Origin of the sequence: Enterobacter sp. C6 (genome assembly GCF_008122455.1) — a bacterium.
GTDB classification, from domain to species: domain Bacteria; phylum Pseudomonadota; class Gammaproteobacteria; order Enterobacterales; family Enterobacteriaceae; genus Enterobacter; species Enterobacter pseudoroggenkampii.
The window spans coordinates 25,448-40,071 of record NZ_QPFW01000219.1; the positions used below are offsets into that span (position 1 = coordinate 25,448).

The 14,624-nt window shown below is 53.8% G+C and carries 13 protein-coding genes and 1 pseudogene; 8 read left to right on the plus strand and 6 right to left on the minus strand.

What is annotated here, in order from left to right; all coding sequences use genetic code 11:
• The first annotated feature begins 141 nt into the window (after positions 1 to 141).
• Positions 142 to 1,086, plus strand: a pseudogene (locus DOU50_RS12050) (GIY-YIG nuclease family protein).
• 334 nt (positions 1,087 to 1,420) lie between these two features.
• On the opposite strand, the gene DOU50_RS12055 reads toward DOU50_RS12050, so the two are convergent.
• Positions 1,421 to 1,822 (minus strand): cell envelope integrity TolA C-terminal domain-containing protein, encoded by a 402-nt coding sequence (locus DOU50_RS12055; protein ID WP_148769464.1) that lies wholly within the window; start codon positions 1,820 to 1,822, stop codon positions 1,421 to 1,423.
• A gap of 298 nt (positions 1,823 to 2,120) precedes the next feature.
• Here DOU50_RS12055 and DOU50_RS12060 point away from each other — a divergent pair, with 298 nt between their 5' ends.
• Positions 2,121 to 3,836 carry a SulP family inorganic anion transporter gene (locus DOU50_RS12060; RefSeq protein ID WP_032651138.1) on the plus strand — a complete coding sequence of 572 codons (1,716 nt, stop codon included), beginning with the start codon at positions 2,121 to 2,123 and terminating at the stop codon, positions 3,834 to 3,836.
• Positions 3,837 to 3,879: 43 nt separating this feature from the next.
• Here the strand turns inward: DOU50_RS12060 and dmsD are convergent, their stop codons facing one another.
• The 3 genes from dmsD to DOU50_RS12075 form a co-directional block, all read right to left on the minus strand.
• Positions 3,880 to 4,494 carry a Tat proofreading chaperone DmsD gene (dmsD, locus tag DOU50_RS12065; RefSeq protein WP_148769465.1) on the minus strand — a complete coding sequence of 205 codons (615 nt, stop codon included), beginning with the start codon at positions 4,492 to 4,494 and terminating at the stop codon, positions 3,880 to 3,882.
• Positions 4,495 to 4,587: 93 nt separating this feature from the next.
• Entirely contained in the window at positions 4,588 to 7,026 is a 2,439-nt protein-coding gene (gene ynfE / locus DOU50_RS12070; protein ID WP_148769466.1) for a selenate/tellurate reductase subunit YnfE, read from the minus strand.
• A gap of 131 nt (positions 7,027 to 7,157) precedes the next feature.
• Positions 7,158 to 7,427: a DUF1161 domain-containing protein gene (locus tag DOU50_RS12075; RefSeq protein WP_024909100.1), complete on the minus strand. Its 270-nt coding sequence runs from the start codon at positions 7,425 to 7,427 to the stop codon at positions 7,158 to 7,160.
• 104 nt (positions 7,428 to 7,531) lie between these two features.
• Between DOU50_RS12075 and DOU50_RS12080 the strand changes: the two genes are divergently transcribed.
• Entirely contained in the window at positions 7,532 to 8,242 is a 711-nt protein-coding gene (locus DOU50_RS12080; protein ID WP_048989545.1) for a YnfC family lipoprotein, read from the plus strand.
• A 17-nt stretch (positions 8,243 to 8,259) separates the two neighbouring features.
• On the opposite strand, the gene speG is transcribed toward DOU50_RS12080, so the two are convergent.
• The gene (speG, locus tag DOU50_RS12085) at positions 8,260 to 8,820 is read right to left on the minus strand and encodes a spermidine N1-acetyltransferase (RefSeq protein WP_024909098.1); all 561 of its coding nucleotides are present in this window, start codon (positions 8,818 to 8,820) and stop codon (positions 8,260 to 8,262) included.
• Positions 8,820 to 9,158, minus strand: a complete 339-nt coding sequence (locus tag DOU50_RS12090; RefSeq protein WP_028017573.1) for a DUF1283 family protein — start codon at positions 9,156 to 9,158, stop codon at positions 8,820 to 8,822. Before DOU50_RS12090 ends, speG begins: the two co-directional genes overlap by 1 nt.
• 152 nt (positions 9,159 to 9,310) lie before the next feature.
• On the opposite strand from DOU50_RS12090, the gene DOU50_RS12095 reads away from it, so the two are divergent.
• The 5 genes from DOU50_RS12095 to DOU50_RS12115 all read left to right on the plus strand — a co-directional run.
• Positions 9,311 to 9,637 (plus strand): YnfA family protein, encoded by a 327-nt coding sequence (locus DOU50_RS12095; protein ID WP_048989542.1) that lies wholly within the window; start codon positions 9,311 to 9,313, stop codon positions 9,635 to 9,637.
• A 111-nt stretch (positions 9,638 to 9,748) separates the two neighbouring features.
• Complete coding sequence (gene manD / locus DOU50_RS12100; protein ID WP_023292552.1) at positions 9,749 to 10,963, plus strand: D-mannonate dehydratase ManD; 1,215 nt, start codon at positions 9,749 to 9,751, stop codon at positions 10,961 to 10,963.
• Between the two features lie 14 nt (positions 10,964 to 10,977).
• The gene (locus tag DOU50_RS12105) at positions 10,978 to 11,997 is read left to right on the plus strand and encodes a Zn-dependent oxidoreductase (protein ID WP_148769467.1); all 1,020 of its coding nucleotides are present in this window, start codon (positions 10,978 to 10,980) and stop codon (positions 11,995 to 11,997) included.
• Between the two features lie 73 nt (positions 11,998 to 12,070).
• Positions 12,071 to 13,438 (plus strand): MFS transporter, encoded by a 1,368-nt coding sequence (locus DOU50_RS12110; RefSeq protein ID WP_024909095.1) that lies wholly within the window; start codon positions 12,071 to 12,073, stop codon positions 13,436 to 13,438.
• Between the two features lie 220 nt (positions 13,439 to 13,658).
• On the plus strand, positions 13,659 to 14,624 hold a 966-nt coding region (locus DOU50_RS12115), incomplete at its 3' end, for a mannitol dehydrogenase family protein (RefSeq protein ID WP_148769468.1).

Sequence of the window (14,624 nt, forward strand, 5' to 3'; positions counted from 1 at the left end):
ATTCTGTGTGAATCAACAGGGAGCAGGTAATGATAATCAACGATGTTAAATATAATTATATAAGTCTTTGCTCTTAGTTCCTGGATGAATTTGTTGAAGTTTCACGAAAATAATGATAAACAAAAAATAGTAGCAATAATAATGGATTTTATTATGGAATGGAGATTTTTAGGATCTATATCAGAGGCCAGGAAATCTGGCTGTAGTGGAGTTTATATTATTGTCCATAAAGGACTTTTCAATCGTGTGGTTTACGTTGGAGTAAGTTGTAATGTAGGTAGAAGGATAGACGAACATTACGAGGGTTACCTGAGAGGAAACCGAACAATTTACGACGCGGGTCATGATGACGACGTGTATCGCTTCATGTCAGCTTATAAAATTCATAACCACACAAAACGCTATCAAGCCTTGGCGAAGGATTATAAGATATGGGCATCTACGACATTACATTCTGATTTGCCGAAAAACATGCTAGCAAAAAACCAAATCTTTGATACTAAATGGCAGAGCATTGCATTAGAAAAATATATTCCACAACTGGTAGTATGGGCCCTTCCAATGGCAAGCTACTGTTATTCAAATGCAAGCAGGATTGAAAGTGTAATCCAATCAAAGCTCATTAAATGTTTTGATTTGAGAGGTTTTTTTAATATAAAACAACTAAGCATATTGGGTAAAATCGAATAACCAAATATGGAAAAAGTCAAGATTTTTATTGTTGATGTGCCTGATTTAGACCCGGCATCCCAGCTTATCTTTAGCAATCTGTATAACAAAAAAACTGATGACAATTTCAATAAAGAGTTCCGTTCACAGTTTAAAAGTGAGATTTTTCAGAGGGAAAGTGAAACTCTGAGAAAGCGAACTGTCAGGGAGCATAAGGTCTCTCTTTATGAAAATTATGGCAAGCCCTGGACTTTAAAGGAAATGGAAAAACTTAGAGTCATGCTTGTCGATTTTGATTTATCCCCGACAGAAATATCTGAGTATCTAGGAAGAGAACCTCGCTCTATCTCTAAAAAAATAAGCGAAAATGATAAAACTACTAATTATAAATGGCGAGAGAGTGTCGGCTGGTTGTGACGTTACGTTTTGTTTAAAACAACCCAATTTTGCAAGATCCGCTCCTGGCACAAACCTGACATTGGAGAAATAGTAGGTCAGTTTGGATCGAGGAGCGGAAGTGTGCAATCGCTCTCATAGTTGATGTCAGCGGCACGCATGTCAGCCCAGGAAATGTTGTCAGTTACTCTATCCAGGGGACAGGTTCACCAATATGCTTACAGACAGGTGCATTATGCTGAAATACAGTACTACTGAAACTACCAAAAAATCCGCTCATGACATAAAGAGTACATGGCCTGAAGCAGCATGGCTGAGTTGAGCAAAGCGCGCCATTCAACACATAATCATGATGCTAGCCGCGCATGTCGAAGCCGGATCTTTGAAAATCTCTATAAACTTCTGGATTGCTGAAGGCCGGGAATTTGGCTTTATGGGCGGCTGATTTTATCGCTTCGCAATAGGCTCTATTGCCGTTACTGGTCGAGATGCTTAAAGGTGTGCCATCCTGAGCAAATTCCATATGCAACCTGCATTTTTTCCCTTTCCAGTTTTGTGGCTCTTCAATTTCGGCGTTTATTGCCGCCCTGATTGCCCGCGCCTGCGCGCCCCATTCATCCCGATCGTCCCAGCGTCCTGAACCGCAATTACCCGTTGCCGTGGTCTTATGGCAACCGGAAGGGTGTAGCGGCGCGCATCCCGCGGCCAGGTTCACCAGTATAGCCACCATAGCGATTTTCTTTACTGCTTGAGACATTCCCACTTCTTACCCCGCAATCCATTTAAGCTTCAGTAATGTTTAAATATTCTTCCGTAATTCCTGGCCTCTTTTCAACTACCAATAACGGGTTACAACGTCGGCGACCTGGCTGCCGGTTCCACCTCCGACTAACCGTTCGTTTTTGAACTATGTTTAACACCAGTCAGAATAATAAAATGGTTAAGCATTTACAGGACCTGAGCGGCGGGGCCTCCGTCAGGAGCATTTGAAAGCCAGAACCTCACATAAAAGTGTGCCAACATCTCGTGGGTAATATTAATGTCCGGAGAATAACGTGGTCGGAAAGCTATTGTTGAACTACATGCCAGGGCTACAAAATTTGTTAGCCTACGATAAAAGCTGGCTAAAACATGATGTTAAAGCCGGGTTATCCGTTGCGGCTGTCGCGCTACCCGTTGCTATTGCTTATGCTGAGCTGGCGGGGGTTGGGGCAATAGTAGGGCTGTATTCCTGCATTTTACCGATGATAGCTTATGCACTGTTTGGCTCTTCACGTCAGCTTATTGTTGGCCCTGATGCTACGACCTGCGCGGTGATTGCGGCCGTCGTGTTTCCTCTCTCTGCAGGTAACCCCGAACTGCACTGGCAACTGACGATCATCATGACATTGATGATGGGCGGGTGGTGCCTCCTTGCCAGTAAATTTCGCCTGGGCGCACTTGCCGATCTGCTTTCTCATCCCATTCTTACGGGTTTGCTGAATGGCGTAGCCGTGACGATTATTGTCGGGCAATTAGGCAAGGTTTTTGGGATCAAGCTAGATGAAGCGCAGGTTATTGAGAAAATAATGGCCTTGCCAGGCCGACTTTCGGACAGCCATTTATTAACGATAGGGATATCGCTTATAACGTTAATTATTTTAATGGTTATCAAAACGTACCGCAGCCAGTGGCCAGCACCTTTAATTGCCATTGTGATAACAACGGCACTGGTATGGGGGACATCTGCGCAACAGTATGGTATTGCCACTATCGGTGGGGATGGCTTCCAGTCTGGTTTACCCGTCGTTCACTGGGGGGCGTTCCAGCCCGGTCCGATGCGTGATTTAGTGATCCCGGCGCTGAACCTGGCCCTGGTGAGTTTTGTCAGTCTGATGCTGACCGCCCGCAGTTTCGCCGCAAAAAATGGCTATGAAATTAATGCTGATGCTGAGTTCCGGGCTCTGGGTATTGCGAACATTATGTCTGGGTTATCTCAGGGGTTTGCTATCAGTGGCGCCGATTCCCGGACCGCGGTTAATGATTCGGTTGGTGGGAAAAGTCAGCTGGTTTCCGTGGTCGCAGCCTTACTCATCGGTATCGTCGTGGTATTTTTCACTCAACCATTACAATACATTCCGGTATCTGCGTTAGGTATTGTTCTAATGTATGCATCGTGGTCATTGATTGATTTACGAGGGCTATGGAACCTGAGGCGCAGAAATAAACAGGCATTTCGCCTGGCTTTCTTCACCTTTGGCTGTGTGTTAATTATCGGCGTTATCCAGGGGATCGGCCTTGCGGTGTTGCTTGGGCTGTTACAGTTCCTTCGTACGGTGTTTCGTCCCTCTGAGCACCTGCTGGGCACTGACGAAGATGGAATGATTCACTCGTTAGGGAATACCACCGATATTAAAATGGTTCCTGGCGTACTGATGTATCGATTTAACTCACCGTTGACCTATTTTAATGTGGCTTATTTTAAACGCCGGGTATTGAACCTGGTTGATGGTGCCGCTTTACAGCCTAAATGGGTGGTGATTGATGCCGTTGCCTGCTTCACCTATTCAGACATCAGTGTCCTGGCAACCATTAATGAGTTAAAGCGTGACCTGAAAGGTCGACAGATTAAATTAATCCTCGCGGGCAGGAAAACGGAATTAACACGCTGGTTTAAAGACAGTCGGCCAACGATGAATGATGATGACATGATTCTGGCGCCAGACCTCTATTTGGCACTGCGGTTCATTCAAAGTAAAGAGAGTGCGAGTGAATCGGGTGGAGAGGGATAACTGGTTAAAGGCTTGCCCGCCAACCGCGAGCAAGCCAAACCCCTTAGCGATACAGCGTCTTTTCCGCAACCGGAATAAGCAGCCCGGATCGCCAGTCCGCAAGCGTCAGCTGCGCAAGCTTACCCAGCGCGGTATAAAACGGATGTCCGGCGTTGTCGACAAACACCGACAGGAAGCGGGTGCTCCACGGCAGCAGGTGCCACGCCAGAAGCTGAGCGCACTCCGCCTCGCGGCCGTTCTCGGCCAGCCATGCCGCCAGCAGCAGTAATGTCCCGAAGTGATCTTCCGGTTCATTCTGCTGCATTTCAAATGCGATATCGTTCTCCCGCATCCACTGGCGCAGCGCGAGGGTGGAGTCACCGAACAGCACGGATTCGCGGTCCAGCCAGACGGAACTCCACGGTGGCGCGGGCAGGGCGTAAGGGCCAATAAACAGTCGTTGCCAGGCGTCCGTCAGCGGTTCGTCGGCAGCCGCGGCAAAGGTGTCAGCTACGGGCCGCAGCGTTTCCGGCGGCAGGGGCCAGTCCTGAACCCATTCGCCAGCGGTGAGCGCTTTGACCAGCGGCGCGGCCTGCTCGCTGTCTGGTGCGAAATAAAACAGCGCACCCAGCACCCGGGCGCTGAACGCGAACGATTCACGATGTGAGACGTCTTTCATTACATCTTCCTTGTTCGCGCGGAGGGTGTCCGCGCGACGGTGTTAAACGATCATACAAACCATAGAATAAACTACGGTCAAGCCATTAACCCGCTACACCTTCTCGATCTGTACCAGATTGGTGTGCTGCGGGTTGCCTTTCGCCAGTGGTGAAGGGCGGTGTGTGGTCAGGGTGTTGATGCATGAGCCGTAGTCGATACGATCGCCACTCATATTGGCGTCGTGCCAGGCGCCCTGGCCCATGGCGCTCACGCCGGGCATGATGCGCGGCGTCACTTTTGCTTCAATTCTCACCTCGCCGCGACGATTAAAGACGCGCACCGTATCGCCGTTCTTGATGCCGCGCTTTTCGGCATCGATGGGATTAAGCCAGACCTCCTGACGGCAGGCCGCTTTCAGCAGGTCGACGTTACCGTAGCTCGAGTGGGTACGGGCCTTAAAGTGGAAGCCAAACAGCTGCAGCGGAAACTGCGCACGCTCGGGCGCGTCCCAGCCGTCGAAGGTTGATGCGTAGACGGGCAGCGGGCTGATGGTTTCATCTTTTTCCAGCTCCCAGGTGGCCGCAATCTCCGCCAGCTTACTGGAGTATATTTCAATCTTGCCCGATGGTGTTTTCAGCGGATTGGATTCCGGGTTCTCGCGGAATTTTTTATAGGCCACAAAGTGTCCGTTTGGATCTTTACGCTTGTAAATACCCATTTTTTTCAGCTCGTCATAGGACGGCAGTTGAGGGTCTTTTTCAAGCATTTTGGCATACAGGTACTGCAGCCACTGTTCCTGCGTGCGTCCTTCGGTAAATTTCTGATGGATATCCGGTCCGAGGCGTTTCGCCACTTCGCTCATGATCCAGTAGATCGGCTTGCGTTCAAACTTCGGCGCGGTCACGGGCTGGAGGAAAATCAGATAGCCCATATTGCCCGCATAATCGTTCGGAATGATGTCTTCCTGCTCGACGGTCATCAGGTCCGGCAGCACGATATCGGCGTACTTCGCTGACGAAGTCATGAAGTTATCGATGACCACGATCATCTCGCACTTGCTTTCATCCTGCAGGATTTCGTGGGTTTTATTGATATCGGAGTGCTGGTTGATGATGGTGTTGCCCGCGTAGTTCCAGATGAACTTAATCGGCACGTCCAGCTTATCTTTCCCGCGCACGCCGTCGCGCAGGGCGGTCATCTCCGGCCCGCGGGCGATGGCGTCCGTCCAGCTGAAGCAGGAGATTTGCGTTTTGACCGGGTTGTCCGGCAGCGGCATACGTTCAATGGTGATGGTGTAGGTTGACTCACGTGCGCCGCTGTTACCGCCGTTGATCCCCACGTTCCCAGTCAGAATAGGCAGCATGGCGATGGCGCGGGACGTCAGCTCGCCGTTTGCCTGGCGCTGTGGTCCCCAGCCCTGACAGATGTAGGCCGGCTTCGCGGAGCCGATTTCGCGGGCAAGCTTAACGATACGATCCGCCGGAATGCCGGTGATGCGTGAGGCCCACTCTGGCGTTTTCGCCGTGTGGTCATCCCCCTGGCCGAGAATATAGGCTTTGTAGTGACCATTAGCGGGCGCGCCCTCCGGCAGCGTTTTTTCGTCATAGCCAACGCAGTATTTATCCAGAAACGGCTGGTCGACCAGGTTTTCGTCGATTAACACCCAGGCAATGCCCGCCACCAGGGCGGCATCGGTACCCGGACGGATCGGGATCCATTCATCTTCGCGTCCGGCGGCGGTATCGGTGTAGCGCGGGTCGATGACGATCATGCGGGCGTTGGACCGCTCGCGAGCCTGCTCCAGATAGTACGTAATCCCGCCGCCGCTCATGCGCGTTTCCGCCGGGTTATTGCCGAACATGACCACCAGTTTGGTGTTTTCGATGTCGGACGTGCTGTTGCCATCGTTGCTGCCGTAGGTATAGGGCATCGCGCAGGCGATTTGCGCCGTGCTGTAGGTGCCGTAGTGGCTCAGAAAACCGCCGTAGCAGTTCATCAGGCGCGCCACCAGGGAAGCGTAAGGGGAGGAGCGGGTGATATTGCCGCCGACAATGCCGGAGGAATAATTAATATACACCGCTTCGTTACCGTATTTGGCCACCACGTCTTTCAGGCTGGCGGTAATGGCGTTCAGTGCCTCATCCCATGTTATGCGCTCGAACTTGCCTTCACCGCGTTTGCCCACGCGCTTCATCGGGTAGTTCAGACGGTCAGGGTGATTGATACGACGGCGAATTGAACGTCCGCGCAGGCAGGCTCGCACCTGATGGTTACCGTAAATATCCTCGCCGGTGTTGTCCGTTTCGACCCAGTACACTTCATTGTCACGCACGTGCAGACGCAGCGCACAGCGGCTGCCGCAGTTGACCGAGCAGGCGCCCCACACCACGGTATCTTCAGGCGGCTGGCCGGCGTTCTTCACCGCCGCGGCGGCGCTTTTTAAACCAAACGGAAGCGAGATCCCGCCAGCGGCAAGCGCCAGAGAACCTATCGCCGTAGATTTCACGAGAGTTCGACGGCTAATTCCGCCGTGATGTTCAATATCGGACATGGCTCACCCCATCATTATAATTGCGTATTATTTTTCCCGAAATGATATCCGGGCTAATGATGGGGTGAGTGTTACTGATTTGGGGGGACTAAATATTAATCCTTATCAAATCAAAGGGGATTGAGGGTCAATTACTGAGGTTCAGCTGCCGCACCACTGCCTGTGCGGGTGTACAAAATTTTAAAGGTGTCGTTGGCGCAGTGGCCCACCACCTGCGTGCCCGCCTGATCGGCCTGGTCGTTAGGCACAATGCTCAGCGTAAAGCCTGACTCAGGCACGCCGTTGTTGATAATCTTCTGCTGAATGTCGCTTTTCACGCGCTCGCAGGAATCCGGTGCCGCCAGCGCGGCCGTTGAGGCACTCATTAACAGCAGGGCGGTAATCCAGGGTAACCGTTTCATCTGTAGCTCCTTTTCTCTGTGTAGAGATTAATTTTAGCAGGCTTCGTGTAAACAACTGTATTTGCTAATATGATTGGGAATAATCTCCCTTTACGGTAATAAATGTGAAGAAATACGCAGCGATAACGCTACTGGCAGCAACACTGGTGGGGTGCGACAACAGCTCCGCGCCGCTGTCGTTTACGCCCGAGATGGCGAGTTTTTCGAACGAATTTGATTTTGATCCGCTGCGCGGCCCGGTCAAAGACTTTACTCAGACGCTGTTCAACGAGAAGGGCGAAGTGTCCAAACGGGTCACCGGCACCGTCTCGACGGAAGGGTGTTTCGATACGCTGGAGCTGCACGACCTGGAGGCCAACACCGGCGTGGCGCTGGTGCTGGATGCCAATTACTATCTTGACGCAGAAACCCAGCAGCGAAAAGTGAAGCTGCAGGGGAAATGCCAGCTGGCCGAACTGCCGTCAGCCGGGGTGACGTGGGATACCGACGACAACGGTTTTGTGGTGGCGGCGCACGGCAAAGAGATGGAAGTGAAGTATCGCTACGATGCGGATGGTTACCCGCTGGGCAAAACCACCGTCTCCGGGGATCAGCACCTGTCCGTCCAGTCGACGCCGTCTAAAGATGTTCGCAAAAGAATGGATTACTCGGCGGTGAGCATGTTGAATGACAAGCCGCTGGGCAACGTGAAGCAGAGCTGCGATTACGATCGCCACAATAACCCGGTGAGCTGCGATCTGACGATCACCGACGACAGCGTCAAACCCGCCGTTGAGCGCAAGTACACCATCAAGAACACGATTGATTATTACTGAGAATAAAACCGCGCAGGTTACTGCGCGGTAGGTTTCAGCAGGCTGGCGCCTGACGGCTTGTGCCCGGCCAGGTGCTGATGCTGGAAGATGCACATGCGAATGGTATTGCGGTATTCACCGTTGATAAAGAACTCGTGAATCAGCTCGCCTTCCACCATAAAGCCCAGCTTGCGGTAGATATGGATCGCTTTCTCGTTCTCTTTGTCCACAATCAGGTAAAGCTTGTAGAGATTCAGAACGTTGAATCCGTAATCCATTGCCAGCTTCGCTGCCCGTGAGGCAAGGCCTTTTCCCTGATGCTCAGGGGAGATGATGATCTGGAACTCCGCCCGACGGTGAACGTGGTTGATTTCAACCAGCTCAACAAGACCGGCTTTTTCGCCTTCACACTCCACCACAAACCGACGTTCACTCTGATCGTGAATGTGCTTATCGTAGAGATCGGACAGCTCGACAAACGCCTCGTAAGGTTCTTCGAACCAGTAGCGCATCACGCTGGCATTATTATCGAGCTGGTGGACGAAACGCAGGTCTTCACGCTCCAGCGGACGGAGTTTAACGTCGCAGGATCCAGACATTACGGGGCTACCGTGCGGCCAGTGCGGCGATCCAGGCAGCGCAGAGTGTTAGGCTCCCAGTAGGCATTGACGTTTGCACTTTGCTGACACTTATCGCGCGCGTCAAAAGCGACATCTTCTTTGTCCCACTCTTTTTCAGCACGTTTGTTGACCTTCTGACGAAGGTTACGGGTGTCATTCCATTGTTCTTTGTCCATGGCGGCGTTCTGGCGGCTTTGCGCGCTGTCACCAGACTCAATAACGAGCTTGCTGGTTTCCGCTGTCGCAGAGGCGGCAAAGGCGAACGATGACAGCGCCAGCAGGGCTGTCAGACAAAGGCGTTTGCTTAATGTGGTCATAGCGTTTCCTTTTAAATGGGTGCAGATAATCAAGTTACCCCGTACAGATTCTACACTAAAGCGAAATGACGGCATACCCGCGGAGCAAGTATGGAAAAGTAAAGGGCATCATCAGGTATGATGGTTAAATAGATCCTCACCTGACGTGAAATATGCTTAAAACGACGCTGCTTTTTTTTGCCACCGCGCTATGCGAAATCATCGGCTGCTTCCTGCCCTGGCTCTGGCTGAAGAAGGGAGGAACCGTATTGTTGCTCATCCCGGCAAGCGTCGCGCTGGCCCTGTTTGTCTGGCTGTTAACGCTGCATCCGGCGGCCAGTGGGCGCGTTTACGCGGCTTACGGTGGCGTCTATGTCTGCACGGCGCTGCTGTGGTTACGCGTGGTGGACGGCGTCAAGCTCAGCGCATACGACTGGGCCGGGGCGCTGATTGCCCTGTGCGGTATGCTGATTATTGTGGCGGGATGGGGGCGCGCCTGAGTCCCCGGGTTTTGTGATCGCTAGCTGATTTTATGATCATTATACTTGTATGGTAGTAGGGTTGGTGGGTAAATTTCCAGCATCACAACGAACGATGTAAGGAAAGGAATTATGAAGATTGTCGCGGCTGACGTGTTTGTTACCTGCCCGGGGCGGAACTTTGTCACCCTTAAAATCACCACCGATGAGGGGATTGTCGGCCTCGGTGACGCTACGCTAAACGGACGCGAGCTCTCCGTTGCCTCGTACCTGAAGGATCACCTTTGCCCCCAGCTGATTGGCCGCGATGCGCACCGCATCGAAGACATCTGGCAGTTTTTCTATAAGGGCGCCTACTGGCGTCGCGGACCGGTCACCATGTCGGCCATCTCCGCCGTGGACATGGCGCTGTGGGACATCAAAGCCAAGGCGGCCAACATGCCGCTCTACCAGCTGCTGGGCGGCGCCTCCCGGGAAGGGGTGATGGTCTACTGCCACACCACCGGGCACACCATTGACGACGTGCTGGAAGACTACGCCCGTCATAAAGAGATGGGCTTTAAGGCGATCCGCGTGCAGTGCGGCGTGCCGGGCATGAAAACCACCTACGGCATGGCCAAAGGGAAGGGGCTGGCCTACGAGCCTGCGACCAAAGGTGACTGGCCGGAAGAGCAGCTGTGGTCCACCGAAAAATACCTCGATTTCACGCCGAAGCTGTTCGACGCGGTGCGCAGTAAATTCGGCTTTAATGAACATCTCCTGCACGACATGCACCACCGCCTGACGCCAATCGAAGCGGCGCGCTTCGGCAAGAGCATCGAAGCATTCCGCATGTTCTGGATGGAAGACCCAACGCCTGCGGAAAACCAGGCCTGCTTCCGCCTGATCCGCCAGCATACCGTTACGCCCATTGCGGTGGGGGAAGTGTTTAACAGCATCTGGGACTGCAAGCAGCTCATCGAAGAGCAGCTTATCGACTATATTCGCACCACCATTACCCACGCGGGCGGCATTACCGGGATGCGTCGCATCGCCGACTTCGCCTCGCTTTATCAGGTGCGCACCGGCTCGCACGGCCCGTCGGATCTCTCGCCCGTTTGCCACGCCGCCGCGCTGCATTTCGACCTGTGGGTGCCAAACTTTGGCGTGCAGGAATATATGGGCTACTCCGAACAGATGCTGGAGGTCTTCCCGCACAGCTGGCGCTTTGATAACGGCTATATGCACCCGGGCGACAAGCCGGGGCTGGGCATCGAGTTTGATGAAAAACTGGCGGCGAAATACCCCTACGATCCGGCCTATCTGCCGGTAGCCCGTCTTGAAGACGGCACGCTGTGGAACTGGTAAACGAGGAGCGAACGATGAAAAGCGTAGTGATTCAACAGCCGAACGAACTGGTGATTGAAGAGCGGCCACGCCCGGAGCCAGGCGCAGGTGACGTCCGCGTCAAAATCACGCTGGCGGGGATCTGCGGTTCGGACAGCCACATCTATCGCGGCCATAATCCGTTTGCGAAGTATCCACGCGTCATCGGCCACGAATTTTTTGGCGTGATTGACGCCGTGGGCGAGGGCGTAGACAGTGCCCGCCTGGGCCAGCGCGTCTCGGTTGACCCGGTGATCAGCTGCGGTCATTGCTATCCGTGCTCCGTCGGAAAACCGAACGTCTGCACCTCGCTGGTGGTGCTGGGGGTTCACCGTGACGGCGGCTTCAGCGAATATGCGGCAGTGCCCGCTAAAAATGCCTGGCCTATCCCGGATGACATTCCCGACCGACACGCCGTCATGGTTGAGCCCTTTACCATTGCCGCCAACGTAACGGGGCAGGCGAAACCGACGGAACAGGACGTAGCGCTGATTTACGGCGCTGGCCCTATGGGGCTGGTCACCGTGCAGGCGCTGAAAGGCGTCTATAAGGTCAAGCAGGTTATCGTGGTAGACCGCATAGACGAGCGCCTTGAGATGGCCCGGCGCAGCGGCGCGGATTGGGTCTTTAATAATGGCGAGCAGTCGCTGCAGGACGCGCTGGAGGAAAAAGGCATCAAACCGACGTTAATCATTGATGCCGCCTGCCATCCATCTATTTTGCAGGAAGCGATAACCCTGGCCTCTCCGGCGGCGCGCATCGTGCTGATGGGCTTCTCCAGCGAGCCGAGCCAGATTGTTCAGCAGGGCATTACCGGCAAAGAGCTGGCGATCTTCTCCTCGCGCCTCAATGCCAACAAATTCCCGGTCGTCATCGACTGGCTGAAGAGGGGGCTGATCGACCCGGAAAAACTGATCACCCATACTTTTGACTATCACCACGTAACAGACGCCATCGAACTGTTTGAGAAAGATCAGCGGCAGTGCTGCAAAGTCTTGCTCACGTTCGGCCAATAATCATTTACGCGATTAAGGGCCTGCGCAGACAGGCTCTATGTGGTTCGCATCTTACCTTTCAGAGATAGCCATCATGACACAAGCACAACCGCAACGATCCACTGCCGATCTGGTGAAAGCCGCCGTTTCCGGCTGGCTCGGCACCGCTCTGGAGTTTATGGACTTTCAGCTTTACTCGCTGGGGGCTGCCCTGGTCTTCCATGAGATCTTCTTCCCCGAACAGTCTGCCGCGATGGCGCTGATCCTGGCGATGGGGACCTACGGCGCAGGCTATATCGCACGCATTGTCGGCGCCTTTATCTTTGGCAGAATGGGCGACAGCATTGGCCGTAAGAAGGTGCTGTTCATCACCATCACCATGATGGGGATCTGCACCACGCTGATTGGCGTCCTGCCGACCTACGCGCAGATCGGGATTTTTGCCCCGGTTCTGCTGGTGACGCTGCGCATTATTCAGGGCCTGGGCGCCGGGGCTGAAATCTCCGGGGCCGGGACCATGCTGGCGGAGTACGCGCCGAAAGGAAAGCGCGGCATCATCTCCTCGCTGGTGGCGATGGGCACTAACTGCGGGACGCTAAGCGCCACGGCGATCTGGGCCATCATGTTCTTTGCCCTTGACCGTGAAGAGCTGCTCGCCTGGGGCTGGCGCGTGCCGTTCCTCGCCAGCGTCGTGGTGATGATCTTTGCCATCTGGCTGCGGATGAACCTCAAGGAGAGCCCGGTCTTTGAGAAAGTGAACGATGCGCAAACCGTGCAGCCGGACACATCGCTCGGTTCAATGGTGAAAAGTAAATCCTTCTGGCTGGCGACCGGCCTGCGTTTCGGCCAGGCGGGCAACTCGGGTCTGATCCAGACGTTCCTCGCGGGGTATCTGGTCCAGACGCTGCTGTTCGATAAGGCCATCCCTACCGATGCGCTGATGATCAGCTCCATTCTCGGGTTTATCTCCATCCCGCTGCTGGGCTGGCTTTCCGATAAAGTGGGGCGCCGTCTGCCGTACATTATCCTCAATATCTCCGCCATTCTGCTCGCCTACCCGATGCTGTCGATCATCGTCGATAAGAGCTATGCGCCGGGGACGATCATGCTCTCTATCATCGTTATCCATAACTTCGCCGTTCTGGGGCTGTTCGCGCTGGAAAATATCACTATGGCGGAGATGTTTGGTTCGCGAAATCGCTTTACCCGTATGGCTATCTCGAAAGAGGCGGGCGGTCTGGTAGCTGTGGGCTTTGGTCCGGTACTGGCGGGGATTTTCTGCAATATGACCGGCTCCTGGTGGCCGATTGTTGCCATGCTGGTGGCCTATTCCGTGATTGGGCTGCTCTCGGCGATCCTGATGCCGGAAGTGCGCGACCGTGATTTGAGCGCGGCGCAAGACGCAGCGGAGTCCTCACCAGAAGAGCGTGTGGGTTACGGCGCGATCTCCTCGCGGCGCTGATGGTTTATATCTTGAGTTACTTATCACACAACTTTATGTTTATGTCACACCACATGAGCAAAAGTTAATATAAATCAAAATCTCAAACGTCAGTATCAGTATGGTTGATGGCAGTTATTTTTTTACCCCAACTGCCATTCTAGTTGGTGTAGTCAGCAGGCGCTGCCGCTTCAGAAGGAGCGGCAGCGAACCACAGCTTTCTAATTAACGAGTCTTAATCATGGAAAATACCTTATTACAGGCCAACGCGACGCTGCCTCAGTACGATCGCGACAGCCTTAAAGCACGCATCGTTCATTTAGGCTTTGGCGCATTTCACCGGGCGCATCAGGCAGTGTATGCCGATATCCTCGCCGCTGATCACGGCAGCGACTGGGGTTACTGTGAGGTTAACCTGATTGGCGGCGAGCAGCAGATTGCCGATCTGAACGCGCAGGATAATCTCTATACCGTGGCGGAGATGTCTGCCGATGCGTGGACCTCCCGCGTGGTGGGCGTGGTCAAAAAGGCCCTCCATGCGCAGGTAGACGGGCTGGAGACGGTGCTGGCAGCGCTGTGTGAACCGCAGGTGGCGATTGTCTCGCTTACCATCACCGAGAAAGGCTACTGCCACTCACCCGCGACCGGGCAACTGATGCTCGATCATCCGTTTATCGTCGCCGACTTGCAAAACCCGCACCAGCCGAAATCTGCGCCGGGTGTAATCGTGGAAGCGCTGGCGCGTCGCAAAGCGGCGGGTCTGCCGGCGTTTAGCGTGATGTCCTGTGACAACATGCCGGAGAACGGCCACGTGATGCGCAATGTCACCTGCGCGTATGCCCGGGCGGTAGACGGTGAGCTGGCGGACTGGATCGAGGCTAACGTCACCTTCCCGTCAACCATGGTGGATCGCATCGTGCCTGCGGTCACCCCCGACACGCTGGATAAAATCGAACGGCTGACCGGCGTGCGCGATCCGGCGGCAGTAGCCTGTGAACCGTTCCGTCAGTGGGTGATCGAAGATAACTTTGTTGCGGGCCGTCCGGAATGGGAAAAAGCTGGCGCCGAGTTGGTGTCGGACGTGATCCCGTTTGAAGAGATGAAGCTGCGCATGCTCAACGGCAGCCACTCGTTCCTGGCGTATCTGGGCTATCTGGCCGGATACCAGCATATCAACGACTGTATGGAAGATAAGAACTACCGCCTC

Coding starts and splice junctions, on each gene's coding strand:
- DOU50_RS12055 (WP_148769464.1), bottom strand. CDS start 1,822: ATGTCTCAAGCAGTAAAGAAAATCGCTATGGTGGCTATACTGGTGAAC.
- dmsD (WP_148769465.1), bottom strand. CDS start 4,494: ATGAAAGACGTCTCACATCGTGAATCGTTCGCGTTCAGCGCCCGGGTG.
- ynfE (WP_148769466.1), bottom strand. CDS start 7,026: ATGTCCGATATTGAACATCACGGCGGAATTAGCCGTCGAACTCTCGTG.
- DOU50_RS12075 (WP_024909100.1), bottom strand. CDS start 7,427: ATGAAACGGTTACCCTGGATTACCGCCCTGCTGTTAATGAGTGCCTCA.
- speG (WP_024909098.1), bottom strand. CDS start 8,820: ATGTCTGGATCCTGCGACGTTAAACTCCGTCCGCTGGAGCGTGAAGAC.
- DOU50_RS12090 (WP_028017573.1), bottom strand. CDS start 9,158: ATGACCACATTAAGCAAACGCCTTTGTCTGACAGCCCTGCTGGCGCTG.
- DOU50_RS12095 (WP_048989542.1), top strand. CDS start 9,311: ATGCTTAAAACGACGCTGCTTTTTTTTGCCACCGCGCTATGCGAAATC.
- manD (WP_023292552.1), top strand. CDS start 9,749: ATGAAGATTGTCGCGGCTGACGTGTTTGTTACCTGCCCGGGGCGGAAC.
- DOU50_RS12105 (WP_148769467.1), top strand. CDS start 10,978: ATGAAAAGCGTAGTGATTCAACAGCCGAACGAACTGGTGATTGAAGAG.
- DOU50_RS12110 (WP_024909095.1), top strand. CDS start 12,071: ATGACACAAGCACAACCGCAACGATCCACTGCCGATCTGGTGAAAGCC.